This is a genomic window from Pseudomonas sp. NPDC088368, assembly GCF_044753445.1.
Taxonomy (GTDB): Bacteria; Pseudomonadota; Gammaproteobacteria; order Pseudomonadales; family Pseudomonadaceae; genus Aquipseudomonas; species Aquipseudomonas bambusae.
The window spans coordinates 150225-176656 of sequence record NZ_JBIVNG010000011.1 but is presented as its reverse complement, the minus strand read 5'-3'; the positions used below and the strand labels follow the sequence as shown (position 1 = coordinate 176656).

Below are 26432 nucleotides of genomic sequence, written 5' to 3'. Positions count from 1 at the left end.
ATACGATCTCGCGCCGCTCGATCCCGGCTCGGACGCGTCCGAAGGCATGATTTACATCACTCAAGAGGGTGTAGACCGGCTGGTCAACGACCTGACTGAGCTGTTTCGGGATCTTTATGATCCAGAGCTGTTTAACCCCGTGCGATACATCCAGTCGTCCATCAAGCGAATGGTCGATGAATCAAGCGCATCCGACGACGTGAAAGAACGCGTCAATCACAAAACGCCTATTCAGCTTGCCTCCAGACTTCATCCAAATCTCGCTAACGTGATCATGCATGGTTGGGACGGATTCGGGCTGACGGAAGAAGTGTCTGAGTTTCCGCTGGAAGAAATCGTCACTGACACTTATCGACGCAAACTGATTCGCGAATACAACGTCATACAATGGCCCGGGGACTTTCCCGACGATCTCATCAACACGCTAACCGCTGCGGATCTGCAAGCGAGTTATCAGACCGAAGTAGACCGACGCCTGACAACCCCGAAAATGGTGTTTCTAGCGAAACTCCAATCCCGGATTATCGTCGAGAAGCACCTGCGAGCCTTTGCTGAAAAAGACGACACCCCTGACGTCTACAAGGAGCTGGTCGAGCGGTATTTCAAGGGCGATACCGTGTTGAAAACCGTGCAAATCAAACGTCGCACGAAAGAATACGATGTCAGTCAGTGCGTTTACTTGCGTTACCCCGCGGGCACACAGACCTCCGAAGGTGGGCTATTGGTCTTCCTGAACGAACCTGCGCAAAGTGCCGTTCTCATTCTGCCCAGAGCCGGCAGGCGCGAATTCATCGAGGGATCGAAAACGCTTCACCGGTTGATCCATGCACGCCTGCCGCTCTACGCCCAGTTGACACCCGGCAATGACAAACTTCGCTACCATGAATTTTTTTATGGCAGCCAGATTCAGTACATCTGCCCACTGCAATTCGCAGTCAACGACGATGTGTTCGGGGAGTTGCACAGCAGGACGATCAAACGCCTGAAATCGGATATCGATGTGCTGGTGTCCACAGATACTGAAAGGATGAACGATCTGCTGTTGCAGACAGGCATTACGATACTGGGCGCCATCGGCCTTGCAACAACGGCGCCAGCAGGACCTTCGCTGGCGCTGACGCGAGCCATTGTCGGTCTTCTGTCAGGGGGCGGATCCGTCGCATTCAAAGTGCTGCGCGGGGCTAACGCTGATCTTCCGCAAGAGGCTCAAGCGTTCTATAACGAAGCAATGCTCGATACCTTGAAACTGTTGGTCGGTCCGATCGTGGAGCTGGCGACTGGCAGCGAACATGGCAGTCAGGTCGTTTCCGAGGTCATCGACATCGTTTACGACGAATTGGCCGAAGCCACTCCTGAGCCCGAGTGATCACACCCCGCTAACGGCGGCGTTCACAGGGCAAGGCGCCCGCCCGATCACTCCGGATTCACGATCACCGTGCACGTGATCCCCGCCGCCAACACCACGCTGTCCGGTACGTTATCCAGGTGGATGCGCACCGGCACGCGTTGGGCCAGGCGCACCCAGTTGAACGTCGGGTTGACATCGGCGATCAGTTCGCGGCTTTCCGGGTTGTCCCGGTCGTAGATCGCTCGGGCGATACTTTCGACGTGGCCCTTCATCACTTCGCCGCTCATCAACTGCATGTCTGCCGGGTCACCGATTTTCACGTGGGGCAGCTTGGTCTCTTCGAAGAAGCCGTACACCCAGAACGAGTTCTTGTCGACGACCGCCATTTTCGCTTCGCCGATGCGTGCGTAGTCGCCGCGATGCACGTTGAGGTTGGTGACGTAGCCATCAACCGCCGCCAGCACTTTGGTGCGTTGCAGGTTGAGTTGCGCGGCTTCCAGTTGCGCCACCGCCAGTTGGTAATCGGCCTGGGCGGAGTTGGCGACGTTGGATGCGTCTTCGCGGTTTTCGGCAGAAATCACCAGCGCGTCCATGTCCTTGCGGCGGGCGGCGTTGACCTTGCGCATCTCCCACGTGGCTTTGCGTGACGCGACCAGCGCTTCGGCCTGTTTGACCGCCAACTGGTAATGCTCGGGATCGATCTGCATCAACAGATCGCCCTTTTTCACGGGCTGGTTGTCCTTGACCGGCACGTCGATGACCACGCCACTAACATCGGCGGCGACGTTGATCACGTCGGCGCGCACGCGGCCGTCTCGGGTCCAAGGCGTGTCCATGTAGTGAATCCACAGCAGGCGGCCGATCCAGATGGCCAGCGCCAGAATCAATAACGTCGCGATCAGACTGATGAGCTTTTTCATCTCGGGTTACATGTGCCTCAACGGTAAACGGCCAGCGCCATCGCGCCAAAAATGCAGCTGAACAGGCTCAGGCGCAGCAACGCCGGATGCCAAAAAAAACGGTACAGGTCGAGGCCGGACATGAAACGGTCCAGCGCCCAGGAAAGCACCATGGCCACCAGAAACATCAGCGTCACGGTCGGCATGTAAACGCCGTGGAAGGCGATTTCACGTGGCATGGGAAAGTCCTTGCACGGCGTGCTCGGGGGGCGACGAGGCCAAGGGTGATTGCGGGTCGAGCAGGCAGGTGCGGATGAAGTGCAGGTAGCTTTTCACCCGGCGCAGCGCCGAGGTGTCGAAGTGCGGGGCGAACGGCTCGTCGGTGTTCTGCACGCAGACAATCGCGTGGTCTACGGCCGCGAGGCTGCGCGCCAGATTGTGGGGGTCGGGTTGCAGGAACAGGCGCACCAGCGAGCGGCCCATGGCCCGCAGGGCCTGACGCCACGGCTGCGATTCCGCATAACTCGGATGCACAGGCAGCACGTCCTGCTCGCGGCGCAATTCGATGATCGCGTGGCCGATTTCCAGCACCACCAGCATCCAGCGCAGCAGGTTGCGCTGCACTTCGGGTTTGCCTGCGGCCAGACCGTAGGCCTGATGCATGAGGTCACGGGTGCGGCTCTCGAAACTCGAACGAATCCGACGCAACGGCGCGCTGATCGCAAACCCCACCTGCTGGCGCAAATCCCCTTCCAGCCGTTGCCACAGCCAGCGGCTGTTGGGCGGCAGAATGATCGCCCCGGCCGCTGCGCACAGCAGCATGCCGATGACCATCGCGATGTAATCGTTGATGAATGTATAGGGGTTGTAGACCGTGAGGTTGTCTGGCGCGGAACCGATGCTGAAAAAGATCAGCAAACCCAGACCGTAACCGACCCACTGCGGGCGCGTGGTCAGAAACGTCCCCAGCACGAAAACCGGCGCCAGCACCATGCACAGCAAGGGGAAGCCGTCGATGCGGGGCAGCACGAAGAAGGTGATGAAGAAGCCGAGCAGCGCGCCCAAAAACGTGCCGCTAGCCATCTGGAACGACATGCGCCGAGGGTTCGCGGTGGTCGCCGACAAGGCAACGGTCGCCGCTGAGACCAACGTCATGGACGCCCCGCTGGGCCAGGCCGTTGCGACCCAATACACCGACATCACGCCCAGAATGAACGTCGCCCGAACGCCCGACGCCACAGACGACATCCAGTTGGTGGTGGAGACGAACGGCTCGACCCAGTTTTCCCGCTCGTGGCGGTGATCGGCCAGCGAGGCGTGAGTCTCGGCGTAGTCGTGCAGGTCGTCGACGAAGCGATACATCAATTCGTAGGCGGTATGAAAATCCAGCAGGTCGTCATCGCTGGGCAAGGTCTTGACGAACTCAGCCCGGAGGCTGCGCACCTGCTCAGGCAGGTCGGCCTTGAAGTCGCTCAGCCGACGGGCCAGCAGCGCGGCGTCGGCGTTGGTCAGCGCGCGACCGGCGAAGCCCTGAAGCAACTCGGCCAAGGCGTTGAGGCCCGGCTCGATGGCCGCGACGGCAGGCGTCACACCACGACGACGCAGGCGCCCCAGCAATTGATGCAAGGCGTTGAAGCGCGTGGTGATGGTCATGAATTCGCTGTTCAAGCGGTTCAAGCGACCGTTGCGCCGGCGCATGTGCGGGTCTTCGAACACCGTCACGGCGCGCAGGCCTTCCAGCCCGACCGCATCGGCGATGAAACGCACGTTGCTGGCTTCGAACGCCGCCGGATTGCCCTCGCCACGCAGGCCAGTCACGACGAACTGCGCGAATACGCCAAAGCGCTGATACAGCGCGTTGCGCATCGCCGCGCCGGAGCTTTGCGGCAGGATCGCCGCAGTGACCAAGGTCGAGCAGACGATGCCGAGGGAGATTTCCAGCACTCGCCACACCGCCGCCATGAACGACGTTTCAGGGTGAGCGAGCGCAGGCAGGCCGGTCATCGCCGCCGTGTAACCGGCGAGCACAAAACCGTAAGCGGCAAAGTTTCGGTAACGTGCGGCGCCTGCGCAGCAGAGGCCAACCCAGATGGCCAGGCTGCCGAGAAACAGCTCGCTGTTCTGGGCAAACAGGGCCATCAGCGTGACCATCACGACGGAGCCCGCCAGCGTGCCGATCAGGCGATAAAAACTCTTGGCGAACACATGCCCACTCTGCGGCTGCATGACGATGAACACGGTGATCATGGCCGTACGCGGCTGCGGGAGTTCCAGACGCATCGCGACCCAGTAGGTCAGGAACGCGGCCATCAGCACCTTGAAGATGTAAATCCACGTCACCCCGTCGCTGCGCGCCCAGCCATTGAGTTCGCGGCGAAATTCGAGGGATTTGAGCCAGCTCAGCGCGCTGTTCATTGCTTGTCGAACACCGTTAGCAACGCCGGGGTTTTCGGCGCGGCGGTCTTCTCGGGCGCTGGCGAATCATTGCCTGCCATCAACCCGCCGCCTAGCGCGACTACCAATTCTGCGTGCACGGTCAAACGCGCGGCCTGAACCTGCTGCTGCACCTGTTCCTGGTGGAACAACAGGGTTTGCGCGTTGAGCACGTTGAGGTAGTCGGTCAGGCCGCGTTTGTAGGCGACCATCGCGATGTCGTAGGTCTTCTGCGCCGCAGCCACCGATTGATCGGCGAACACCTGCTGTTTGTTCATCGACTCACGACGGATCAACTGATCGGAAATGCTCTTGAGCGCTACCACCAGCGTCTGGTTGTACTGCGCAACAGCCGTGTCATACCCGGCAGATGCCACGCCCAGCTCCGAGCGCAAACGGCCGCCGTCAAAAATCGGCAGACTGATGGCCGGACCCACGCTGTAGTTGAATTTCTTGCCGGTCAAGAACTCCAGCATGCCGCCGCCGGTGGCCATGTAACCCAGGCTGCCCATCAGATCGACGTTGGGGTAGAAACCGGCGTGGGCGACATCGATGCCACGGGCCTGCGCCGCCACTCGCCAACGGCTGGCGACGACGTCAGGACGCTGGCCGAGCAACTGCGCGGGCAAGGCGGACGGCACGGTCAACGCAGTCTTGAGCGACAGTGTCGGGCGTTGCAGGCTCGCGCCGTCTCCCGGCCCCTTCCCTGCCAATGCCGCGATCTGGTTACGGCTGAGGGCGATGGCCTCGTCCAGCGCATCGATCTGGCGATGGGTTTCGGGCAGCGGCGTCTCAGCCTGACTGACCTCGAAATGCGTGCCGATGCCGCCTTTCAGACGACGCTGCGCCAGATCGAGAATTTGCTGTTGCTGGGCAAGGGTCGCTTCGGCGATGTCGCGCTGGGCGTAGTTGAGCGACAGCTGGATGTAGGCGCGGACGATGTTGTCCTGCAATTCCAGCTGCGCCTGACGTTCTTCGGCGGCGCTCATGTGCGCCAGGTCCAGTGCCTGCTCGGTGCTGTTGCTTTCCCGGCCCCAGAGGTCGAGGGAATAGCTCAGGCCAAGGGAAGCGTTGTTGTCCCAGGTGCTGGTGTTGGACAGCTCGCCCGGCCCGTAGAACTGATCCGTCGGCCAATTGTGGCGTTTGAGGGTGCTCTCGCCGTTGACGTGCAGGGATTCCGCAGACTCGGCGATACCCGCCATGGCCTTGGCCTGTCGCACGCGCGCAGCGGCGATGGCCAGGCTTGGGCTGCCCAGAGCCGCCAGTTCGATCCAGTGGTTGAGTTGGTCGTCGCCGTAGGCGCGCCACCACTGACCGTCCGGCCAATGAGCGTCCTTGGCCGCGGCCTTGATGGCGTCGTCGGTGGCCAGTGCGTCTGGCGACATCGAGATGCCTTGAGGTGCGATTCCGCCGGTTCCGATGCAGCCGCTGATGAGTAACGTTAAAGCCCAGACACTGAGGGGTTTCAGCCCTCTGACGATGCGACGCGGCACAGCTGCAATTACCCGAATGAGGAGGAAGGAGATCGAGCCGCGATTCTAGGTGGCGCCCGTTTCGGCGATAAGCTGGGACTTCTGTGAATCTTTATTACGGAACCAGAGATAATCCTTTGGTATGGCTGACATGGATCAGCAACTTCATGTCACAATTTGCCATCTCACCAGAGAACGGCCAATGGACACTCTGCAAAACATGCGCGCCTTCAGTTGCGTGGCACAGGCGGGCAGCTTCACCGCTGCCGCAGCTCAGCTGGATACCACCACCGCCAACGTTTCACGCGCCGTCTCCAATCTAGAAGCACACCTGCAAACCCGACTCCTCAACCGAACGACCCGTCGCATCGCGCTGACCGAGGCCGGGAAGCGGTACCTGCTGCGCTGCGAGCAAATTCTGACGTACGTCGAGGAAGCCGAAGCCGAGGCCAGCGACGCCCATGCGCGCCCGGCCGGACAGCTGAAAGTGCACTCGATGACCGGCGTCGGTCAGCATTATGTGATCGACGCCATTGCCCGCTACCGGCGCAATCACCCTGACGTGTCCTTCGACCTGACGATGACCAACCGGGTGCCGGACCTGCTCGAAGAGGGCTACGACGTCTCCATCGTGCTGGCCAGTGAGTTGCCGGATTCGGGGTTCGTGTCCCAGCGTTTGGGCATCACGTACAGCATCGTCTGTGCCTCGCCCGCGTACATCAAGGCGTTCGGCATGGCGTACAAGCCCGCCGATTTGCTGAATCACGCGTGCCTGCGGTTGGTCAGCCCGGTGTTTCCGCTGGAGAAATGGGCGTTCGACGGTCCGGAAGGTCAAGAGACCGTGACCATCGGCAACTCGCCATTTCTGGTGAACTCGGCCGACGCCATGAAAGCGGCGATCAGCAGCGGCATGGGCATCGGGATTCTGCCGATCTACTCGGCTATCGAAGGCCTGCGCAATGGCTCGCTGGTGCGCGTGCTGCCGCAGTACCGCTCTCATGAGCTGAACCTGTACGCGATTTATCCGTCGCGTCAGTACCTGGATGCCAAGATCAAGACCTGGGTCGAATACCTGCGCGGCTCCCTGCCGGAAATCATGGCGGCCCATGAGGCGGATTTGCAGACGCATGTGTTGCCGGAGACCGTGTAGCTCGCAAACACCCGTGAACCTGTGGGTGCGAATTCATTCGCGAAAAAAGGATCAGTCCACGCAGATGTGTTGACTGCACTGGTCTTTCGCGAATGAATTCGCTCCCACAGATTTCACTCCGACGTCATTCCTCCGGCAGCCCTGCCAATCCCGCCACAAGAATGTTAGCGTGCTACGCACTTTTCCCCTGAACCGCCCGAGAGTAGCTATCCGATGAAAAAGACTGTCCTTGCCTTCAGCCGCGTCTCCCCGGAAATGGCAGAGCGCCTGCAGCAAGACTTCAACGTGATCATCCCGGACCCGAAAAAGGGTGATCTGAACGAGCAGTTCAACGAAGCATTGCCCCACAGCCACGGCATGATCGGCGCCGGTCGCAAGCTGGGCCGCGAACAGTTGGAAAGTGCGAAACAGCTGGAAGTGGTGTCGAGCATCTCGGTCGGTTACGACAACTATGATGTTGGCTACCTCACCGAGCGCGGCATCATGCTGACCAACACCCCGGACGTGCTGACCGAAAGCACCGCCGACCTCGGTTTCTCGCTGATCATGAGCAGCGCCCGTCGCGTCGCCGAGCTGGACGCCTACACCAAGGCGGGCAAGTGGACCCGTAGTATCGAAGCGCCACAGTTCGGTACCGACGTTCACGGCAAGACACTGGGCATCGTCGGCATGGGCAACATCGGCGCTGCCGTTGCGCGTCGCGGTCGTCTGGGTTTCAACATGCCGATCCTGTACAGCGGAAACTCACGCAAGACCGCCATTGAGCAGGAGCTGGGCGCGCAATTCCGCACGCTGGATCAGTTGCTGGCCGAGTCGGATTTCGTCTGCCTGGTCGTGCCGTTGAGCGAAAAGACCAAACACCTGATCAGCACCCGCGAACTGGGGCTGATGAAGAAGAGCGCGATTCTGGTGAACATCGCCCGTGGCCCGATCGTCGACGAACCGGCGCTGATCGAGGCGTTGCAAAACGGCACCATTCGCGGCGCGGGCCTGGACGTGTACGAAAAAGAGCCGCTGGCCGAGTCGCCGCTGTTCCAGCTGAGCAACGCCGTGACCCTGCCGCACATCGGCTCCGCGACCCACGAAACCCGTCAGGCCATGGCCGACCGTGCGTACCACAACCTGCGCGCTGCATTGTTGGGCGAGAAGCCGCAGGATCTGGTGAATCAGCAGGTGTGGAAGGGCTGAGATCTCTTCAAGTCAGTCCGGATTCAAACTGTGGGAGCGAATTCATTCACGATGACGTCGGTACATTCGCAGGTTCTCTAGCGTCTGTACCGGCCTCTCGCGGATAAATCCGCTCCCACAGTTTTTGCGTCACGCGAGTTTTGCACCCACCGGCGCCACCGCATTCGGCTTCCGGAACACCAGCACGTTGCCGATCATCACCAGCACCAGCCCCATCAATGCGGGCAGGGTCCACTGGTAGCCTTCGGCAAACGCCGAGACGTTCAGCGCCACCACCGGGAACAGCACCGTGCAATACGCGGCGCGCTCAGGGCCCATGCGGCCGACCAACGTCAGGTACGCGGTGAAGCCGATCACCGACCCCGGGATCACCAGGTACAACAGCGAGCCGACGTACCGCGCGTTCCACTCAAAGGCGAACGGCGTGCCGCTGATCACGCAATACGCGCAAAGCATCGCCGCGCCGTACAACATCCCGTAGGCGTTGGTGGTCAACGGGCGCAGACCCGCTTTCTGTTGCAGGCTCGACAGCATGTTGCCCGCCGAGAAGCACAGCGTGCCGAGCAAGGCCAGACCCAGACCGATCAGGGTTTCGCGGCTGGCGCTGTGGCCTGACAGCTCTGGCCAGAACAGGCAACCCAGCCCCACCAACCCCAGCGCGCCACCGGTCAGCACGTTGCGGGCGACTTTCTGCTTGAAGAAGATGCGAGCGTTGAGGGCGTTCCATAGCGTCGCCGTGGAGAACACCACCGCCACCAGCCCGGTGGGAACCCAGCGACTCGCCGTGTAGAAGCACATGAAGTTCACACAGAACAGGCAGACGCCTTGGGCCAGACAAATCAACTGCCCGCGACGATTGACCTTCTGCAAGGTGCGACTGGCCAGCAGCATGACGAACAGAATCAGCGCCGCGAGGCCGAAGCGATAGACGATCGACACCGGAATCGCCACCTCGCCCAGTTGCAGTTTCAGGGCAATCCAGGTCGTGCCCCAGATCAAAACGGTCAGCAGATACAGCGAGATGTTCATGACAGGCTCCTCAATGAGCCTTCAGTCTGGGCCAGCGCGGCTGACATGATTTGCAAAATCTTGCGCATTTGATCGCTGGCCCGGTGGCAGCACCGCGTCTACGGAGTAGGATGCGAGGCACAGAACATCAGCCTTGCGCCGAACCCATGTCGTCACTCGATCAAATCCAGGTGTTTCAATCGCTCAACAGCTCGCCCCACGCGCAGCTGGAGCAGAGCGCATCCCTGGGCGATGGCGTTGTGGCAGCTTTGTGGAACAACCGGCATGACGCTCAGGATTATCACGGGCCGAGTCATCACACATTGTCTTGCTACATCGGGGGTGGCACCGAAACCTACCGCCGCGACCGCCCCGACCTGAAAGGCGCACCGGACAAGATTTGCGTGCTCCCCGCCGGGCACCAGTCTTCGTGGGTGGTGAACGGCGACATTCGCCTGGCGCACCTCTACATCAGCCCTGAACAGTTCGCGCTCAACTGCCTGACCCTGCTGGACCGTGAGCCTCGGGAAATGGTGCTGCAAGAAAACACCTTCATCGACGATCCGCAGCAGGCGCAGCGGTTTCATCGCCTGATTCGCCTGAACTGGAACGAGCCCGGCGAGCGCTTGCAGACCAGCACCCTGGCCCACGAGCTGCTCGATCACATGATGTTGAATCAGGTGGGCTTGCGCGACGGCCTGCGCCTGAAAGGCGGGCTGGCGCCCCATGTGCGCCGGCGGCTGGTGGAGTTCATCGAGACGAACCTTGCTGAGCCCTTGAGTCTTGGGCAACTGGCGGCGATGTGTGCGCTGTCGGAATACCACTTCGCCCGCATGTTCCGCGAAAGCTTTGGCTTTCCACCCCATCAATACCTGCTGGCCCGCCGCATGAACCGCGCCCGTCAGCTCTTGCGCACGACACGCCTGCCCTTTGGCGACATTGCGCTGGATTGCGGTTTTGCCAGCGCCAGTCATTTCAGCAACACATTCAAACAGGCCATGGGCGCGACACCGCGGGCGTATCGATTGGCGTTTCAATCCTGAAATGGGCACGTACCGGCTCTGCCCGGCAACTCAAACCACCGGACACACCGCTTAGGCAGGATGTGCTGTCGCTCCGCAACAGATCGTAGGCGAGCCAACTCCCACGGCCTTCGGCCAGAATCAAAAGCATGACCCGCCCCTATCCGCGTCTGCCGAAGGCGTGGGAGCTGGCTTGCCTGCGATCTGTTGCGCAGCAACAGTAAAACCGGACACCTCGGTTGTATCAGGCGCATCGCATACTCAGGCCTTGACCAACGATCAAAACTCCAGCGTCGTCGCCATGATCACTTGCCGCGAATCACCCATCGACACGAAATACCGGCTCACCGCCGAGCTGTAATACGTGCGATCAAAGAGGTTTTTCACGTTGAGCTGAAACCTCACTTTCTGCCCGTCCAGCTTCGTTTCATAAGTGGCGAAGGCCTCGGCGACGGTGTAACCCGGCAGGTTGAAATCGTTGTCGGGATTGCCCGCGCGTTCGCCGACGTAATGGGCGCCCGCCCCCACTCTCAAACGGTCTCCTCCGATCAGACTGCCGACGTCGTACACCGCCGACAGCGAGCCGCTGTGCCTCGGCACGTTCTGCAACCGATTGCCCTTCAACGTCGGGTCTTCCACCACCCACGCGTCGGTGAACGCATAACCGCCGATCACGCTCCATCGCTCCGACAGTTGCCCGCTCAGGTCCAGCTCGGCCCCCCGCGAGCGCACTTCGCCTGCGGTGGAGTACACGGTATTGGTGGTCAGCGAATCGAAATTGGCCACCAGCACGTTGCGCTTGCGGATGTCGAACAATGCGAGCGTCCCGCTGATGCGATCGTCCACGTCCCATTTGGCGCCCAGTTCCCACGCCCTGGATTGCTCCGGCAAAGTCGCCGAATCCAGCACCGTGCCCCCTGCCAATGGGGCAATGCTGGCGTTGGGTTTGAACGATTCGGTGTAACTGCCGTAGAACGACAGCGCGTCGGTGTAGCGGTACACCAACCCGGCGCGGGGCACCCATTTTTCGCCGTTGAGGTCGGTGTTGCGGGTGAACAGCGTGCCCTTCCCGGCCTGCTGGTCGAACAGTTGATAGCGTGCCCCCGCAACGAGAATCCACTGATCGGTCAGGTGCACCGAATCCTGAGCGAACAGCGAGTCGCTGCGCAGGATGTCCACCTGATTACTGTCCGGGACGCTGACCTGCGTCCCTTCTGGCTCTTGCCCATACGCCGGATTCACATAGCTGAATGTCGTGCGGCTCTTTTGCCGGATCAGCTCGCCGCGATAAATCTTGCGGTACTCGTCGTCCGCGCCGAACAGCAGATCGTGCTGCAGGCCCGCGGTCTGGACGTCGCCGCTCAACGTCAGCGTCGTGAACCGATCTGTGCTCAACGCATCGCCGGTGCCATCCATCGAGCGGGTCAGCGTGCCGTTGTCCGGGTTCACGGCCGTCACCCGCACTTGGCTGGCGTCGTAGGTTTCCCGGTTGTAGCTGTAGCCGAGATGGCCCTTCCAGCTGTCGCCGAATTGATGATCGGCCTCGATGCGGTACAGGTCCGAGCGCCCTTCCATGCTGTTGAACGGCTCGTCCAGACGCCGCGTAGCGGGGATGTTCAGCGGGCGATTGGTGCGCGGATCGATGGCCGTGCCGCGGTCGAACGGCGAGAGAAATTCGCGATGCTCGTAGGCGGCCAGCAGTTGCGTGTTTTCGCCGTACCAGGCCAGCGAGGGCGCGACCAACGTTTCGCGATGCACACCGTAATTGCGCCAGTAATCCTCGTCTTCGTGATCGACGATCATGCGATAGGCCAGGCCCGGCTCACCGAGCGCCCCGGTGCTGTCCAGCGTGCCGCCGCTGCCATTCTTGCCTGCACCGAAGCTTGAACCGCGCGCAGTCAGTTCATGGTGCGACTGTAATTCCGGACGTTTACTGACCACGTTGATGACCCCGCCGGGGTCCTGAATCCCGTACAACAACGAGGCCGGTCCCTTCAGCACTTCGACCCGGTCGGCGGTGGCGTTGAGGCTGCGTCCCTGCACCACCGGCATGCCGTCGCGCAAAATCGAGCCGTCACGGTTGTCGCCGAAACCGCGTTTCATCAGGGTGTCCTGGGTGCTGCCGAGGGTGTTGCCCTGGGTCACGCCGCTGATGTTGGTCAATGCATCGTCGAGGTTGCGCGGGGCTTGGTCGCGCAGGACTTGAGTGGGCACGACGCTGATGGCTTGAGGGTTTTCCAGCTGCGGCGTCGAGGTGCGCGTCACCGATGGAATGGCGGGCGCTTGATAGCTTTCAGCGACATTGCGGCGCGAGTCGATCTGCGTCAGGCCCAGGGTGATTGCGCCGGAATGGGAGGCAGGTTCGAGGGTGAACGTGGTGTCGGTCGCACGGCGGAAATTCAGCCCGGAGTTGTTCAGCAACTGCCGCAATGCCTGTTCGGCGCTGAACGAGCCTTTCAGCGCCGGAGCTTCGATGCCGTAAGGCGTGTCCTGGGTGTAAATGACGCTTTGCCCGGTGACCCGACTGAAATCGCTGAGGGCCTGGGGCAAGGGTTTGGCAGGGATCGAAAAGTCATAGGCAGGCTCCGCCGCCTGAACGCATGAGGTCCAGACGGTGAGGATGGACAGGCCGAGCCAGACGTTCACCCCAATGTGCCTCCTGTTGATGTGCATGCTTTGTAGGGCACTGGCACTTTCTCCTGTGGGAGCGAATTCATTCGCGAAAAATAAGGCAGACCATAGAGATGGGTCGGCTGTACCACCGCATCGCGAATGAATTCGCTCCCACAGGGATACACCCCGGCTGCGGACTCACTCAACGAATCACGATCACCCGTCCAAACGCTTCGTATTGCTCGAACCCCACCACGGATTTCAATGCCGCCAATACCGCCACCGGGTCTTTGCTGGGGAAGCTGCCGCTGACCTTCCTTGTGCCAAGCGCGGCGTTCAGCACGACGATGCGGCCGGGGTAGTAGCGGCTCAGGTCGTTGATCACATCAGCAAGCGGGGTGCGGTAGTAATTGAGCCAGCCTTGTCGCCAGGCCAGCGGATTGTCGCTGTCGACAGTTCGAGGGTCGGTGGTGCGGGTCTGGTCGTAGCTGACTTGCTGCCCCGCCGTGAGAATCTGCTGCGGCAGGTCGGCGCCAGCCTTCACGCCCACGCGCCCGGACAACACCGTGACCTGCGCCCCATGAGGCTGCAAACGTACTTCAAACTGAGTGCCGAGCACGCGGGTTTCGCCGCGCCCGCCATCAACCACAAATGGCTCGCCGGTGTGCGTCACCTGAAAGAACGCCGCGCCGCGACGCAGCTGCACATGGCGTTCGCCCCTGACGAAATGCACGGCGATCGCGCTGTCAGCGTCCAGTGTCACCTGCGACTCATCGACCAGCGTCACAGTGCGGACCTGGCCTGGTGCCGACACGTAATCCGCGCCGACATCATCCAGCCAACGCTGCGGCTGCCACCCGAGCCCGACGCCGACCATCATCAGCAGACACGCCGCCATCGCCAGCCCGGCGCTCCATTGCGGCAACGAACGCCTGCGGGAAACCGGTGCGCCCATTGCCGCGAGCAAGGCTTGCAGGGCGACAGAGTCCTCTACGGCGAGCTTCGCCGCAGGCTCCTCGCTCATTTCCCACATCACTTGCGCCTGAGCGTACGCCTCGGCGTGAGCAGGATCGGCCTGCAACCACTGGCTGAAGCGCGCCTGATCCGCCGCACTCGGCGCGTCGTGCAGCAGGCTCAGCCAGCTCAACGCGGCATCGTGTTGTTCGGGGGTGATCATCAGAGTGGAATCCAGAGACGCTTTCATCGACGAGCGTCCTCGGACTTCGCACGCAGGGGAATGACCCGCGCACCGTCCTGATCCAGACTCGCTTTGCAGGCTTGCAAAGCGCGCATCATATGTTTTTCCACCGAGCTTTGCGAAAGCCCCACGGCCTTGGCGATCTCGCCGTATTTACGCCCGTGGATGCGGTTGAGCAGAAAGATCTGCCGCGTCTTCTCTGGCAGCCCGCGCAGAGCCGCTTCGATGTGACGCAGGTCGTTGCTGGCTTCCAGCGCCGCTTGAGGTTCGTCGGTGTGCAGCGTTGGCGCGTCAGGCATCAGCCCTTCATTGAGCCGTGCCCGGGCGCCTTCGTTGCGCAGATGATCAATGGCGATGTTGCCCGCGCAACGGAGCAAGTACGTGTTGAGTTCTTCGACCTGCACCAACGGCCGCCGCCAGAAGCGCAAAAACAAATCCTGCACCAGGTCCGCGGCCGTCGCCCGACAACCGACGCGTCGGTTCACCAGCGCCTCCATCTGTAGACGCTGGGACAGGAACACTTTAAGGAAATGCGCACGAGCGGCTTTGGGCGCGTCCGGATCACCATCGGGTGCGGACGCATCGGGCGTCGGTGGGATGAGGTCGATCATGTCGGGCTCAGGCCAGCAGTTGAAGGCAAGCGGCCACCGGAGCCAGCAACACTCCGATCCCCGCCAACGACAAGGCCAGCCTTGGCCAGTAAGACATCACGAAAATCAGTAAAAATGCGCTGCTCATCAACGCGGCGAACCATTGCACCAAGGCCTGGCCGATGCTGGTTGATACCAGCGCCACCCACAGCGACACCAGCAAAGCGCCCCAGCCGAACAGCTTCAATCCCTTGCTCCGGGTCTGAGACAGCACACCGCCGACGAGGTCCTCGTAATGACGGCTCATCGACAGGCACAGCGCCATGAAACCGAGGTAGCAGAGCAACGTCGCGAGAAGCATCAGTTGGCCTCCCGGACCGTGCGTGGTTCACGACCGGAAACCGCAGGGAGGGGCGTGTTCGCGATGACGGGTTTGGCGCCACGTCGGAATCTGTAGGCGCCCCACGCCAGAAAAATCCCCGCGACCAACGCCGTCAGGTCCAACGCGGCCAGGGTGATGTGTCCCTGTTTCAACGAGGCCAGCAGATAGCCGCCCGTTGTCGCCATGTCCAACAGCGGCAGGGCGCAATACAAGGCCGCCCCCAGTATCAGTTGCTCACGCCACGCACTGCGGCCGTCGCGAAAAAACACGCGCAAAAAAGCGTGCAACAGCGCGGCGCCCCAGACGTAAAAGAACACCTTCACTTCCCAGTCGCTGCGCCCGGCAAGGCTCACGGGGAGCAGTCGGTTTGCCCAGAAGAAACTCACCACCGCCAGCATCAGCCCCGACATGCTGGCGACATTCAGCATTTCCACGAGCCTCAGACCGAAGGGCATCACACTGGCCTTGGCGTGCTTGAGCTTGCGTTTGCCGAGCCAGATCACCAACCCAGAGCCAATCATGGCCGTGCCACCGATGCCCGCCAGGAAATACAGCCAGCGCAGCAACGGCCCCGCGAAATGCCCCATGTGCAGCCCATAAAGGCCGCCCGCCAACATCAGCGACGCCGCACTCATCGTGCTCTGGTTGATCAGCGCGCCGCTCACGCCATCGAACACCAGCGTGGTCGCGGGCTCATGGGGAATGTGATCGGCGACGTGACGGGTCAGCGTCACCGACGCGTTGGCGCTGCCCGGATTGTTCACCGTGATAATGCCGACGCGACTGCCGGGCCATTTGTCGGCGGCAATCTCGAACATCGGCGCAATGGCGGCCATCGGCGCCTTTTCGGTCGCTGCCGGGGTATTTTTGTAGGCCGGAAACAGGTCGTTGAAAAATGCCTGCGTGTCTTTGCCATAGGTCGTCAGAATGCTCACCGGCATGATCATCGTCATGAAAATCACCAGGCTGCTGTAGGTGATCATCAGGTGGAACGGCAGCACCAGCACCGCGACCGCGTTATGGCCGTCGAGCCAGGTGCGCTGGCCCTTGCGCGGACGAAAGGTGAAGAACTCCTTGAAGATTTTCTTGTGGGTGACGATGCCGCTGATCAGTGCGACGAACATCACCATCGCGGCCAGCGACGCCAGCCAGCGGCCCCACGGGTAAGGCATCTGCAACTGATAGTGGAAACGGTAGAAAAACTCGCCGCCCATGCTTTCGCGGGCCTGCACCGGCGCACCGCTCAGGGCGTCCAGGGATCGTTCCGTGTAGCGATCGTTGGAATCGCTCCAACTGACGCTCAGCTCCGGCGTGCGCTCGTCCGGTAAGGTAATGAACCAGCGTTTCGCACCCGCCGCATTAAGTTGCAGCCACGCCTGTGCGCGAGCGACGCCATCCGCCGCCGTCACCTCATGAGGCACGATTTCCGGCTGGGTCCACTGGGTGATTTCGTTCTTGAAGTAGGACAGCGTGCCGGTCAGGAAAATCGCGAACAGCAGCCAACCGAACAGCAACCCCGCCCAGGTGTGCAACCAGGCCATCGCCTGACGAAAGCCCTCTTTCACAACAGCCACCGCGCGCTGGCGTGCATCGCCCCTAGAACCGCACTCGGCAGCAGTAATCCCAACCAGGCGCGCCACGCCGAGCGACAGGCGAAACACCAGAGCACCGCGATCAGGTACACCAAAAATGAAAGGGTCATCGCCAGCACCACAGCCTCGGCGCGAGCCAGCGGTAGAAACTGCGCCAGACAAATGCTCGACAACGCCGTCACCAGGTAACCGCCGACCAAAGCCGCGACCACGCGAGAAGCCACCGCTAGCCGTCCTTTCAGCGATACCCCATCTGAACGGTTTTTTCTCGGCCTTTTTCCAGGCGCGGGCACAGTCACCGACATCGCCTCCATCACAGGGTCGCTGCAATGCATGGGTCGGGAATGGAGGGGGTCGTTGAAGCAATCGACATGAGCCGGATCATCCTGAAACCAAGCGACGCACAGGCCTGACACACCCGGCGCGCTTAAAAGAACGCAATATTAATGATAAATATTCTCATGTGCAAAGAACTCTAAAAAAAGGCGCTATTTTGATGGTTTTGACCGACAGCCAAAGCCTTGCTCTGAATCAACGTTCCACGTTATTTCGCGTCCGATGCCGACCTGTTCGTTGCTTGAACTGACTTATCATTCGGCGAATCCAACCGCTGCTCGTGAGGCCTTTTGCGGGCACGACCCGCGAAAACACGGGACGTTCCGCGCTCCTGACGCACTTTCCGCCCAACTGCAAAACCATTTCTGCGATGAAATATTTCTTTCGTTTTGGGGGTTGAATTGTTTTCCGTTCGGCGCCAACACTGTGAGTGAGGGCAGACGAAAATTCACCTTCGTCGAGACTCTCCCGAGCAAGCCAAAGTAAGGGAAGAACTATGCAAATCCAGGTCAACAGCGATAACCACATCGAAAGCAGCATCCGACTGGAGGAGTGGGTACGAACCACCGTTGAAAGCACGCTCGACCGCTACGAAGAAGACCTGACCCGTATCGAAGTCCATATCCGCGACGAGAACGGCGACAAACCCGGCCCGCATGACATCCGCTGCCAGATGGAAGCCCGGCCAAAAGGACACCAACCCATTTCCGTGACCCACAAGGCTGATTCTCTGGATCTGGCCGTGGACGGTGCCGCCGTGAAGCTCGATCACGCGCTGGAACACTTGTTCGGCAAGTTGCGCAGCAAGCGCGGAGGTGTGACGTCCATCGACAGTGCCCAAGGCAGCGATTCGGAAAACCCGGATGCCCTGCTGCAGGAAGAATTTCTGGAGAAAGATGAGGCCTTGCACGGTTAAACCGGCGGCTTAAAAAGAGGACACAAAGGGCGGGCCTGCGAAAACAGGCCCGCCCTTTTTTGTGCTCCGCTCAACACGTCCGACGAACTCAATCTGTGGGAGCGAATTCATTCGCGATTGGCCCGTACATCCGACAGATTCCTATCGGCTGTACCACTGCATCGCGAATGAATTCGCTCCCACAGGTCCTCGCCCAGCGACTGACAACACGCACACAAAGCAGGCGCCAGGCGCGCTAATGGTGCTTGTAGACAACCAGAGCAGCAGATGGCTATTACTTAAGTATTCATTCGAAACGGTAAACCCCTTCAAGGTTTGATCGCTGAAAGGACTCATGGACCGCCTGAAAGTGCCGTTCGTCCTGAATGGCCCGAACCCTGCAAGTATCCGAACGTCGAGCCTTTATCTCTGCAAGCCCCGCCCTTTCTGGCTCGACGGGCAGCTGACTCGCCAACCCAGACGTCGTTTTCAACCCACCGTTGATCCAGCGTCGAGAACTAAAGGGACTAACCCCAAGTCAACTTATGCAGATCGATAATCAGGTAGCAGCTCATGGACAATCCTTTTCAACAGATCACCGATGCATTTCACCCAGACTACCGGGTCAACCTGAGCATCCAGGGCCTCGACGGCACCATCATGCTGACACTCTCCAACGAGTCGGGCGTGGTCGCCAAACGCTTGATCAGCGCTGAACAGCGCAATTCGCCCAAGCGCCTGCGTCGCCTGATCGAGAGCGTGCAATTCGGCATCGCCATCGAACAAGGCCACAGCGCCATCAAGATTCTTGCCGCCATGACCGATGGCGACCTCAAGCAATTGACGCCACCGCCAGCGCGCAACAACTTCCTCACCCGGCCTCAATTGAACGTGGGCATCTGACACCATGACGCGAACCTGACGGAGGCGATTCCCTGTCGCCTCCCCCTTCGCAGCCTCTCACTTCATTCGACTGTCGCTTTGCGCGTCGCATCGTCCAGCGCCAGGATCGTGTGCGCATTGGTGACCGTTGTCGCCAGCGTATTGATCACACCAGACCGCAACGCCCCCAACGTCGCAGCCGCCTTGGTGTTTTCGCTGGCAATCGCCACCACATCGGGAATACGCGCCAGTTCCTGCACACTCAACCCGATGATCCGCCCCTGCATCGCCGTGATCGCGGGCTGGCCGTGAATGTCGATGAAGTCGTATCCCATCATGTCACCCACCGTGCCGGACAGCCTCGCCTGCGCGATTTCCTGGGGTGAAAACCAGCCCATGCGCACCATATTGCTGTTTTCGCTCATGTCGCCGATTCCGATCAACGCGATGTCGGCGCGACGGGCGCGGTCCAGGGTCGAGCGCACGGTGTCATTGCTGATCAACACGCTGCGCAATTCAGGGTTCGCCACCAGCGCGGGGGCGTAGAGGGTTTCGCTTTCCGCGCCGAAACGCAGCGCCAGGCGACGGCAGATGTGATCGGGGTTCATGTACTCCCCGGCTTTCAAAGAGCCGCCGATGGCACAAACGAACGTGCAATTTTTGCTGACCGGCAGAAAGACGTTGTCCGCTACCGCGCCGACATTGCGGCCCATGCCGACCGCTACGATCATGCCGTCGCTCAAGGTTTTGTTCAGGTAGTTGGCCACCAGGCTGGCCACCGCAGAGCGCTGGGTGTCCGGGTCGCTGTGATCGACAGCAATCAGCGCACGATCCAGCTTGAAGCGCTGCACGAGGGCCTGTTCCAGCTCGTTGTTCATGGTCGGGTGTTGCAGCACCCGGACTTCCACGATGCCTTCGTCACGCGCTCGCTTGAGCAGACGACTCACCTTCGCCCGCGACAGGTCGAAGCGCTTGGCAATGGCTTCCTGCGTGACGTTCTCGAGGTAATAGAGCATGGCGACGTCGGTCATCAGATCGATGTCGCTGACCCCGGCTTGAGTACTGTCACTCATGTGGACTGGCTTCCGTTTCAACTTCAAAGGCCCATTCTCGCTATACCTGGCTGCTGGCGTCCAGCCACGCCGCGTGCCTGCCGCAATTAATGGTTGTCACGCTCTATGGCCCTGATGCGCTCGACCTTCGCGCCAGAGCGCGCCGCTTCGAATTCCGACTGCAAAAACGAGCTGACCACGCTCTTGGCCAGCTCAGGCCCGATCACCCGGGCGCCGATGGACAGAATCTGCGCGTCGTTGCTTTTGCGGGCGCGTTCGGCGGAATAGGTGTCATGGGCCTGTGCCGCGCGAATACCGAACACCTTGTTGGCGGAAATCGCCATGCCGATGCCCGTCCCGCAGACCAACACGCCGAGCCGGTGATGACCTTCGTTGATGGCCGTGGCCACCGCCAGCGCAATGTCCGGATACAGCACCGGCTCCATCGAATGGGTGCCGAAGTCTTCGACCGGATACCCCAGCGACTGGATGTGCCGCTTCAACAGTTCCTTGAGCTCCAGCCCCGCTTCATCACAGCCGACGGCCACCGAAAAAGGTGTGTTCATGGCGTTTTCACTCCGTTGCCGAAAGAAACGCAGAATCGATCAAATGATCACTGCGTGAAAATATGCTCATTCATTTCGCAGCGAATCGACCTGACCTGTCAAGCGTCAAGACGCTTGAGCGGACAGAAAATTAAGCCAAACTAAAAGAGAAGGCTCTAGGACGGCGCAAAAAAGCCGCTTTCGGTCGAACTGAAATAAAACGAGTTGACTGATCAGAATTTCATTTGCTAAACATATGTTCACTTCGCAGCGCATTTGATCGCTGAATACTGCGAACCCTAATAAGAATTCACAGCACGAGGACACGCCAATGGCCCCGCCATTACTGCTCCAGGCTGAACAGGTCGCCAAGGCATACGCCGGGATTCCCGCGTTGCGTGACGGCCGACTTTCTCTGCGTGCCGGCAGCGTCCACGCCCTCTGCGGCGGCAACGGCGCAGGCAAATCGACTTTCCTTGGCATCCTGATGGGCATCACTCAGCGGGACAGCGGCGAGATTTCCCTCAACGGCCAGCCCGTGCAATTCAACCGCCCCAGCGATGCCTTGGCCGCCGGGATCGCGATGATCACTCAGGAACTCGAACCCATCCCGTTCATGACCGTGGCCGAAAACATCTGGCTGGGCCGCGAACCGCGTCACATGGGCTGCATCGTCGATTACAAAGCACTCAACCGGCGCACCCGTGCGTTGCTCGACGAGCTGGAATTCGACGTGGACGCCGAAAGCCCGATGCATCGCCTGAGCGTGGCGCAGATTCAGTTGGTGGAGATCGCCAAGGCGTTCAGCCATGACTGCCAGGTCATGATCATGGACGAGCCGACCTCGGCCATCGGCGAGCGCGAGGCAGAGACCTTGTTCAAGGCCATTCGCCGTCTTACCGCACGAGGCGCCGGGATCATTTACGTGTCTCATCGCCTCAGCGAACTGGCACAGATTGCAGACGAATACACGATCTTCCGCGACGGCGCTTTCGTCGAAAGCGGGCACATGGCCGACATCAACCGGGCGCATCTGGTGCGCGGCATCGTTGGCCAGGAGCTGCAAAGCATCGATCACAAGATCGGTCGCGAATGCCAGAACGAAACCTGCCTGAATGTCGAGGGCCTGAGCCGCGAGGGTGAGTTCCAGGACATCAGCCTGCACGTGCGCCCCGGCGAAATTCTCGGCATCTACGGGCTGATGGGGTCCGGTCGCAGCGAATTCCTCAACTGCATTTATGGCCTGACGCTGCCCGATTCCGGACGTGTAACCCTCCAGGGCAAACCGCTGCCGGTCGGCGTTCCGGCGTCGACCATTTCAGCGGGTATGTCGCTGGTGACCGAGGACCGCAAGGAAAGCGGGCTGGTGCTCAACGGCAGCGTCATGGCCAACATCGCGCTCTCCGCCTACAAAAGCCTGTCCAGTTGGTCGCTGATCAACGCGCGCAAGGAAAACGAGCTGGCGCAGAAAATGGTCAAGCGCCTGCACATCAAGACTGCCTCGCTGGACCTCCCCGTCGAGTCCATGAGCGGCGGCAATCAACAGAAGGTCGTGCTTGCCAAATGCCTGTCGACCCAGCCGATCTGCCTGCTGTGCGACGAACCCACCCGTGGCATCGATGAAGGCGCCAAGCAGGAGATCTATCACCTGCTCGACGAGTTCGTGCGCGCGGGCGGGGCCGCCATCGTGGTCTCGTCCGAAGCCCCGGAATTGCTGCATCTGAGTGATCGCATCGCGGTGTTCAAAGGTGGCCGTCTGGTCACCATCAGTACCGACACCGCACTGTCCCAGGAAGCCTTGCTGAGTCTCGCCTCATGAACACCAAAACCCTCTCCGCGCCACTGACCACCGCCGCGCCACGCCGTCGGCTGCGTCTGACCCTCGACCGCTTCGGCCTGCCGCTGGTGTTCATCCTGCTGTGCATCGTCATGACCTTCGCCAGCGAATATTTCATGACCTGGCGCAACTGGATGGACATCCTGCGCCAGACCTCGATCAACGGGATTCTCGCCGTGGGCATGACCTACGTGATCCTGACCAAGGGCATCGACCTGTCGGTGGGTTCGATCCTCGCCTTTGCCGGACTGTGCAGCGCGCTGGTCGCCACTCAGGGCTATGGCCTGCTGGCCGCCGTCAGCGCCGGGATGTTCGCCGGCGCCATGCTCGGCGTGGTCAACGGCTTCATGGTGGCCAACCTGTCGATTCCGCCCTTCGTCGCCACCCTCGGCATGCTGAGCATTGCGCGCGGGATGACCTTCATCCTCAACGACGGCAGCCCGGTCACTGACCTGCCCGACGCGTACCTCGCGCTGGGCATCGGCAAGTTCGGCCCCATCGGCATTCCCATCGTGATCTTCGCCGTGGTCGCGCTGATTTTCTGGATGGTCCTGCGTTACACCACCTATGGCCGCTATGTGTACGCGGTGGGCGGCAACGAGAAGAGTGCGCGCACGTCGGGGATTGGTGTACGGAAGGTGATGTTCTCGGTGTACGTGGTGTCCGGCCTGCTGGCAGGACTGGCAGGCGTGGTGCTGTCAGCCCGCACCACCTCGGCACTGCCTCAAGCGGGCATGTCCTACGAACTCGACGCCATCGCGGCCGTGGTCATCGGCGGCACCAGCCTTTCCGGTGGCACAGGCAGCATCGTCGGCACGCTGTTCGGCGCCCTGCTGATCGGGGTCATCAACAACGGCCTGAACCTGCTTGGCGTCTCGTCCTATTACCAGCAAGTCGCCAAGGGTCTGATCATCGTCCTCGCGGTGCTGATCGACGTCTGGCGCAAAAGAAAACGTTGAACCCTGACATCCACTGCAACAGAACGATTACAAAAATAAGGAGTTCTTTCATGAAAGCAGGCAAAACCTTACTCGCCGCACTGGCCCTTTCCGCCCTCGCCACTGGCATCGCCCAGGCGCAGACCTACAAGATCGGCGCCGCGGTCTACGGCCTCAAGGGCCAATTCATGCAGAACTGGGTCCGCGAAATCAAGGAACACCCGGCGGTCAAGGACGGCACCGTGCAGATCACGGTGTTCGACGGCAACTACGACGCGCTGACCCAGAACAACCAGATCGAAACCATGGTCACGCAGCATTACGACGCGATCATCTTCGTGCCCATCGACACCAAGGCCGGCGTCGGCGCCGTGGCGCGTGCTGAAGAGGCCGGGGTTCCCGTGATCGCCTCCAACACCAAAGTGGCGGGCGACAAAGTGCCCTACGTCGGCAATGACGACGTGGAAGGCGGTCGTCTGCAAGCCCAGGCGATGGTCGACAAGATCGGCGGCAAGGGCAACGTGGTGATCATTCAGGGGCCGATTGGCCAGTCCGCTCAGATCGATCGCGAAAAAGGTGAGATGGAAATCCTGAAGAAAAACCCGAACATCAAAGTGATCGAAATGAAGACCGCCAACTGGTCTCGGGCCGAATCCCTGACCCTCACCGAAGACTGGCTGAACGCTCACCCGAACGGCGGCATCTCGGGGATCATCGCGCAGAACGACGACATGGCCTTGGGCGCATTGCAAGCGGTGAAGTCCCGTGGCCTCTCGCCAACTGACGTGCCGATCACTTCAATCGACGGCATGCCCGATGCAATCCAGGCCGCGAAAAAAGGCGAAGTCACCACCTTCCTGCAAGACGCGCAGGCCCAATCCCAAGGCGCCCTCGACGTGGCCCTGAAAAAACTCATCGGCGCCGATTACAAGCCGCGCTCGGTGATCTGGGAGCGCTACGCCAAAGACGTGAAATGGGCCGATGGCAAGGATCAGCTGTACATCCTGCCGTGGGTGCCGGTGGTGCACAGCAACGCCGATGCGCTGTATCAGCAAGTCACTGCAGCCAAGTAATCCTTTTTCAATCACTGTGCGGGTCATCGCGACCCGCCTCTTCAGGAGCCAGGCCATGTCCGGATTCATCAACCGCGCGTTCGACTTCAAGGGGCGTTGTGCCGTGGTCACGGGGGGCGGCGCCGGAATCGGCCTGGCCTGCGCCACCTTGCTCGCCGAATGCGGCGCGCGGGTCGCCCTGCTCGACCGCGATCCCGCCGTTGAAGGCGTGGCGGCCGAACTCGGACCGGACCACATCGGCGTGGTGGCCGACCTGCGCCAGCTCGACCAGATTCAGAACGCGATCAACAGCGTCGCGACCCGCTTCGGTCGCATCGATTTCCTGATCAACAGCGCCGGTGTGGTTTTCCTCGACAAAGCGCTGAATGTGACCGAAGAGACGTGGGACAGCACCCTCGATATCAACCTCAAGGCCAGCTTTTTCGTCGCTCAAGCCTGCGCCCGTCACATGATCGATCAAGGCCAGGGACGCATCGTCAACCTGGCCTCGCAAGCCGCTGTCATTGGCCTCGACCAGCACGTCGCCTACTGCGCCAGCAAGGCCGCCGTGGTCGGCATGACCAAGGTGCTGGCCATGGAATGGGCGGCCCACGGCATCACCGTCAATGCCGTCTCCCCGACCATCGTCGAAACCGCGCTGGGCAAGAAAGCCTAGGCGGGTGAGCGCGGCGAGCAGGCCAAGAAGCAAATCCCGGTGGGCCGCTTCGCCCAGCCGGAAGAAGTCGCCGGGCTGGTCATGTACCTGCTCAGTGGCGCCGCGCAGATGGTCACCGGCGAGAACGTGGTGATCGACGGCGGCTACAGCATTCAGTGATTCGACTCTTTTTCTTTTTGTGAGGTTTTTTATGTCCGCCGTCATCGAGCGCAATCCCGCCACCACGTCCAGCGACCACCTCAACCCGGTCATTCCGCCGACCATGCAGGCGGTGGTTTGCTACGGACCGGAAGATTACCGACTCGAACAGGTCGCCGTTCCTACGCCTGGACCGGATGAAATCCTGACCAAAGTCGAGCTGTGCGGCATTTGCATGGGCGACATCAAGACCTACCGTGGCGCACCTTCGTTCTGGGGCGACGCCGAGCAACCGCGCTACGTCAAACCGCCGATGATCCCCGGTCACGAGTTCGTTTGCCGCGTCGTTGCCTTGGGCCCCGGCGCCGAGAAGCGTGGCGTGAAGGTCGGCGACCGGGTCATTTCCGAACAGATCGTGCCGTGCTGGGGCTGCCGCTTCTGCAACCACGGCCAATACTGGATGTGCCAGAAACACGATTTGTACGGTTTCCAGAACAACGTTCAGGGCGCCATGGCGCAGTACATGATCTTCACCAAGGAAGGCATCGTGCACAAAGTGCCGGACGACATCGCGCCGGACGAAGCGATCCTGATCGAACCTCTCGCCTGTTCGCTGCACGCCGCTGACCGCGCAAACGTCGGTCTGGATGACATCGTGGTGGTCGCCGGTGCAGGCACGCTGGGGCTGGGCATCATCGGGGCCGTTCGCCTGCGTAACCCCAAGCGCCTGATCGTGCTGGACATGAAACCCGAGCGCGCCGAACTCGCCCTGCGCATGGGCGCCGACGAGGTGTGGAACCCGGCACAGGAAGACGTCCTGCAAAAAATCCGCGACATCACCGAAGGCTACGGCTGCGACATCTATATAGAAGCGACCGGGCATCACAAGGCGGTCAATCAGGGCCTGGCAATGCTGCGCAAGCTGGGGCGCTTCGTCGAGTTCAGTGTGTTCAACGACGAAGCCACCGTGGACTGGTCGATCATCGGCGACCGCAAGGAGCTGGACGTGCTCGGCTCGCACCTGGGGCCGTACATGTACCCACGGGCCATCGACTTCATCGGTAATCGCAAGATTGACATGCGCGATGTGGTCACGCACAAATTCGCACTGGCCGATTTCAAAGAAGCCTTCGCGGTCATGGAGCGAGGTGATCGCTCTCTGAAAGTGGTGCTTGAGCCCTGATCG

General features: G+C 60.9%; 23 protein-coding genes and 1 pseudogene. 11 read left to right on the top strand and 13 right to left on the bottom strand.

Annotated features, from left to right (window positions below; translation table 11 throughout):
- Positions 1-46: 46 nt before the first annotated feature.
- The gene (locus ACIQAL_RS24045; protein ID WP_401150035.1) at positions 47-1366 is read left to right on the top strand and encodes a hypothetical protein; all 1320 of its coding nucleotides are present in this window, start codon (positions 47-49) and stop codon (positions 1364-1366) included.
- 47 nt (positions 1367-1413) lie between these two features.
- Here ACIQAL_RS24045 and ACIQAL_RS24040 read toward each other — a convergent pair whose 3' ends face one another.
- Genes ACIQAL_RS24040 through ACIQAL_RS24025 form a run of 4 tightly spaced genes read right to left on the bottom strand, consistent with a single transcriptional unit; the run spans position 1414 to position 6173 of the window.
- Positions 1414-2268 (bottom strand): efflux RND transporter periplasmic adaptor subunit, encoded by an 855-nt coding sequence (locus ACIQAL_RS24040; protein ID WP_401150033.1) that lies wholly within the window; start codon positions 2266-2268, stop codon positions 1414-1416.
- A 17-nt stretch (positions 2269-2285) separates the two neighbouring features.
- Entirely contained in the window at positions 2286-2486 is a 201-nt protein-coding gene (locus ACIQAL_RS24035) for a DUF1656 domain-containing protein (protein ID WP_401150031.1), read from the bottom strand.
- Positions 2476-4662, bottom strand: a complete 2187-nt coding sequence (locus tag ACIQAL_RS24030) for an FUSC family protein (RefSeq protein ID WP_401150030.1) — start codon at positions 4660-4662, stop codon at positions 2476-2478. The genes ACIQAL_RS24035 and ACIQAL_RS24030 overlap by 11 nt, the downstream gene beginning before the upstream one ends.
- Positions 4659-6173 carry an efflux transporter outer membrane subunit gene (locus ACIQAL_RS24025; RefSeq protein ID WP_401150028.1) on the bottom strand — a complete coding sequence of 505 codons (1515 nt, stop codon included), beginning with the start codon at positions 6171-6173 and terminating at the stop codon, positions 4659-4661. Before ACIQAL_RS24025 ends, ACIQAL_RS24030 begins: the two co-directional genes overlap by 4 nt.
- Positions 6174-6354: 181 nt before the next feature.
- Here ACIQAL_RS24025 and ACIQAL_RS24020 point away from each other — a divergent pair, with 181 nt between their 5' ends.
- Both ACIQAL_RS24020 and ACIQAL_RS24015 read left to right on the top strand, forming a co-directional pair.
- Positions 6355-7302, top strand: a complete 948-nt coding sequence (locus tag ACIQAL_RS24020) for a LysR family transcriptional regulator (protein WP_166597163.1) — start codon at positions 6355-6357, stop codon at positions 7300-7302.
- Positions 7303-7515: 213 nt separating this feature from the next.
- A complete protein-coding gene (locus ACIQAL_RS24015) occupies positions 7516-8490 on the top strand; it encodes a 2-hydroxyacid dehydrogenase (protein ID WP_401150026.1) in 975 nt (324 codons plus the stop codon).
- 129 nt (positions 8491-8619) lie between these two features.
- Here the strand turns inward: ACIQAL_RS24015 and ACIQAL_RS24010 are convergent, their stop codons facing one another.
- Positions 8620-9519 carry a DMT family transporter gene (locus tag ACIQAL_RS24010; protein ID WP_401150024.1) on the bottom strand — a complete coding sequence of 300 codons (900 nt, stop codon included), beginning with the start codon at positions 9517-9519 and terminating at the stop codon, positions 8620-8622.
- A 146-nt stretch (positions 9520-9665) separates the two neighbouring features.
- Between ACIQAL_RS24010 and ACIQAL_RS24005 the strand changes: the two genes are divergently transcribed.
- Positions 9666-10541: a helix-turn-helix domain-containing protein gene (locus tag ACIQAL_RS24005; RefSeq protein ID WP_401150022.1), complete on the top strand. Its 876-nt coding sequence runs from the start codon at positions 9666-9668 to the stop codon at positions 10539-10541.
- Between the two features lie 258 nt (positions 10542-10799).
- Here the strand turns inward: ACIQAL_RS24005 and ACIQAL_RS24000 are convergent, their stop codons facing one another.
- From ACIQAL_RS24000 to ACIQAL_RS23975, 6 genes are all read right to left on the bottom strand, one after another.
- Positions 10800-13193 (bottom strand): TonB-dependent siderophore receptor, encoded by a 2394-nt coding sequence (locus ACIQAL_RS24000; RefSeq protein ID WP_401150020.1) that lies wholly within the window; start codon positions 13191-13193, stop codon positions 10800-10802.
- Between the two features lie 142 nt (positions 13194-13335).
- Entirely contained in the window at positions 13336-14337 is a 1002-nt protein-coding gene (locus ACIQAL_RS23995) for a FecR family protein (RefSeq protein WP_401150018.1), read from the bottom strand.
- Positions 14334-14942, bottom strand: coding sequence for an RNA polymerase sigma factor (locus ACIQAL_RS23990; RefSeq protein ID WP_401150016.1), 609 nt, complete (start codon positions 14940-14942; stop codon positions 14334-14336). Before ACIQAL_RS23990 ends, ACIQAL_RS23995 begins: the two co-directional genes overlap by 4 nt.
- Positions 14943-14949: 7 nt before the next feature.
- Entirely contained in the window at positions 14950-15282 is a 333-nt protein-coding gene (locus tag ACIQAL_RS23985) for a DUF3325 domain-containing protein (RefSeq protein ID WP_401150014.1), read from the bottom strand.
- On the bottom strand, positions 15282-16868 hold the full coding sequence (locus ACIQAL_RS23980; RefSeq protein WP_401150012.1) for a PepSY-associated TM helix domain-containing protein: 1587 nt from the start codon (positions 16866-16868) through the stop codon (positions 15282-15284). Before ACIQAL_RS23980 ends, ACIQAL_RS23985 begins: the two co-directional genes overlap by 1 nt.
- Complete coding sequence (locus ACIQAL_RS23975; protein ID WP_401150010.1) at positions 16865-17209, bottom strand: DUF3649 domain-containing protein; 345 nt, start codon at positions 17207-17209, stop codon at positions 16865-16867. Before ACIQAL_RS23975 ends, ACIQAL_RS23980 begins: the two co-directional genes overlap by 4 nt.
- Before the next feature lie 518 nt (positions 17210-17727).
- On the opposite strand from ACIQAL_RS23975, the gene ACIQAL_RS23970 reads away from it, so the two are divergent.
- Positions 17728-18147 carry an HPF/RaiA family ribosome-associated protein gene (locus ACIQAL_RS23970; protein WP_341962142.1) on the top strand — a complete coding sequence of 140 codons (420 nt, stop codon included), beginning with the start codon at positions 17728-17730 and terminating at the stop codon, positions 18145-18147.
- A gap of 552 nt (positions 18148-18699) precedes the next feature.
- Entirely contained in the window at positions 18700-19029 is a 330-nt protein-coding gene (locus ACIQAL_RS23965; RefSeq protein WP_401150008.1) for a DUF3509 domain-containing protein, read from the top strand.
- A 62-nt stretch (positions 19030-19091) separates the two neighbouring features.
- Here the strand turns inward: ACIQAL_RS23965 and ACIQAL_RS23960 are convergent, their stop codons facing one another.
- On the bottom strand, positions 19092-20081 hold the full coding sequence (locus tag ACIQAL_RS23960) for a sugar-binding transcriptional regulator (RefSeq protein ID WP_401150006.1): 990 nt from the start codon (positions 20079-20081) through the stop codon (positions 19092-19094).
- Between the two features lie 86 nt (positions 20082-20167).
- Positions 20168-20626, bottom strand: coding sequence for a ribose 5-phosphate isomerase B (gene rpiB / locus ACIQAL_RS23955; RefSeq protein ID WP_401150004.1), 459 nt, complete (start codon positions 20624-20626; stop codon positions 20168-20170).
- Between the two features lie 310 nt (positions 20627-20936).
- On the opposite strand from rpiB, the gene ACIQAL_RS23950 reads away from it, so the two are divergent.
- The 5 genes and pseudogenes from ACIQAL_RS23950 (at position 20937) to ACIQAL_RS23930 (ending at position 26429) form a co-directional block, all read left to right on the top strand.
- The gene (locus ACIQAL_RS23950; RefSeq protein WP_401150002.1) at positions 20937-22424 is read left to right on the top strand and encodes a sugar ABC transporter ATP-binding protein; all 1488 of its coding nucleotides are present in this window, start codon (positions 20937-20939) and stop codon (positions 22422-22424) included.
- Entirely contained in the window at positions 22421-23401 is a 981-nt protein-coding gene (locus ACIQAL_RS23945; RefSeq protein WP_401150000.1) for an ABC transporter permease, read from the top strand. Before ACIQAL_RS23950 ends, ACIQAL_RS23945 begins: the two co-directional genes overlap by 4 nt.
- Positions 23402-23451: 50 nt before the next feature.
- On the top strand, positions 23452-24453 hold the full coding sequence (locus ACIQAL_RS23940) for a substrate-binding domain-containing protein (protein ID WP_401149998.1): 1002 nt from the start codon (positions 23452-23454) through the stop codon (positions 24451-24453).
- A gap of 55 nt (positions 24454-24508) precedes the next feature.
- Positions 24509-25267, top strand: a pseudogene (locus ACIQAL_RS23935) (SDR family oxidoreductase).
- Between the two features lie 31 nt (positions 25268-25298).
- Positions 25299-26429 carry an alcohol dehydrogenase catalytic domain-containing protein gene (locus ACIQAL_RS23930; protein ID WP_401149997.1) on the top strand — a complete coding sequence of 377 codons (1131 nt, stop codon included), beginning with the start codon at positions 25299-25301 and terminating at the stop codon, positions 26427-26429.
- Positions 26430-26432: the final 3 nt, after the last annotated feature.

Excerpts from the sequence above, each read along its gene's own strand:
- ACIQAL_RS23940 (WP_401149998.1), top strand. The coding sequence starts at position 23,452 with ATGAAAGCAGGCAAAACCTTACTCGCCGCACTGGCCCTTTCCGCCCTC.
- ACIQAL_RS24005 (WP_401150022.1), top strand. The coding sequence starts at position 9,666 with ATGTCGTCACTCGATCAAATCCAGGTGTTTCAATCGCTCAACAGCTCG.
- ACIQAL_RS23945 (WP_401150000.1), top strand. The coding sequence starts at position 22,421 with ATGAACACCAAAACCCTCTCCGCGCCACTGACCACCGCCGCGCCACGC.
- ACIQAL_RS23960 (WP_401150006.1), bottom strand. The coding sequence starts at position 20,081 with ATGAGTGACAGTACTCAAGCCGGGGTCAGCGACATCGATCTGATGACC.
- ACIQAL_RS24010 (WP_401150024.1), bottom strand. The coding sequence starts at position 9,519 with ATGAACATCTCGCTGTATCTGCTGACCGTTTTGATCTGGGGCACGACC.
- ACIQAL_RS24045 (WP_401150035.1), top strand. The coding sequence starts at position 47 with ATGATTTACATCACTCAAGAGGGTGTAGACCGGCTGGTCAACGACCTG.
- ACIQAL_RS23965 (WP_401150008.1), top strand. The coding sequence starts at position 18,700 with ATGGACAATCCTTTTCAACAGATCACCGATGCATTTCACCCAGACTAC.
- ACIQAL_RS23995 (WP_401150018.1), bottom strand. The coding sequence starts at position 14,337 with ATGAAAGCGTCTCTGGATTCCACTCTGATGATCACCCCCGAACAACAC.
- ACIQAL_RS23985 (WP_401150014.1), bottom strand. The coding sequence starts at position 15,282 with ATGCTTCTCGCGACGTTGCTCTGCTACCTCGGTTTCATGGCGCTGTGC.
- ACIQAL_RS23970 (WP_341962142.1), top strand. The coding sequence starts at position 17,728 with ATGCAAATCCAGGTCAACAGCGATAACCACATCGAAAGCAGCATCCGA.
- ACIQAL_RS23975 (WP_401150010.1), bottom strand. The coding sequence starts at position 17,209 with ATGGAGGCGATGTCGGTGACTGTGCCCGCGCCTGGAAAAAGGCCGAGA.
- ACIQAL_RS24035 (WP_401150031.1), bottom strand. The coding sequence starts at position 2,486 with ATGCCACGTGAAATCGCCTTCCACGGCGTTTACATGCCGACCGTGACG.
- ACIQAL_RS23990 (WP_401150016.1), bottom strand. The coding sequence starts at position 14,942 with ATGATCGACCTCATCCCACCGACGCCCGATGCGTCCGCACCCGATGGT.
- ACIQAL_RS23930 (WP_401149997.1), top strand. The coding sequence starts at position 25,299 with ATGTCCGCCGTCATCGAGCGCAATCCCGCCACCACGTCCAGCGACCAC.
- ACIQAL_RS23950 (WP_401150002.1), top strand. The coding sequence starts at position 20,937 with ATGGCCCCGCCATTACTGCTCCAGGCTGAACAGGTCGCCAAGGCATAC.
- rpiB (WP_401150004.1), bottom strand. The coding sequence starts at position 20,626 with ATGAACACACCTTTTTCGGTGGCCGTCGGCTGTGATGAAGCGGGGCTG.
- ACIQAL_RS24020 (WP_166597163.1), top strand. The coding sequence starts at position 6,355 with ATGGACACTCTGCAAAACATGCGCGCCTTCAGTTGCGTGGCACAGGCG.
- ACIQAL_RS24030 (WP_401150030.1), bottom strand. The coding sequence starts at position 4,662 with ATGAACAGCGCGCTGAGCTGGCTCAAATCCCTCGAATTTCGCCGCGAA.
- ACIQAL_RS24015 (WP_401150026.1), top strand. The coding sequence starts at position 7,516 with ATGAAAAAGACTGTCCTTGCCTTCAGCCGCGTCTCCCCGGAAATGGCA.
- ACIQAL_RS24040 (WP_401150033.1), bottom strand. The coding sequence starts at position 2,268 with ATGAAAAAGCTCATCAGTCTGATCGCGACGTTATTGATTCTGGCGCTG.
- ACIQAL_RS24000 (WP_401150020.1), bottom strand. The coding sequence starts at position 13,193 with ATGCACATCAACAGGAGGCACATTGGGGTGAACGTCTGGCTCGGCCTG.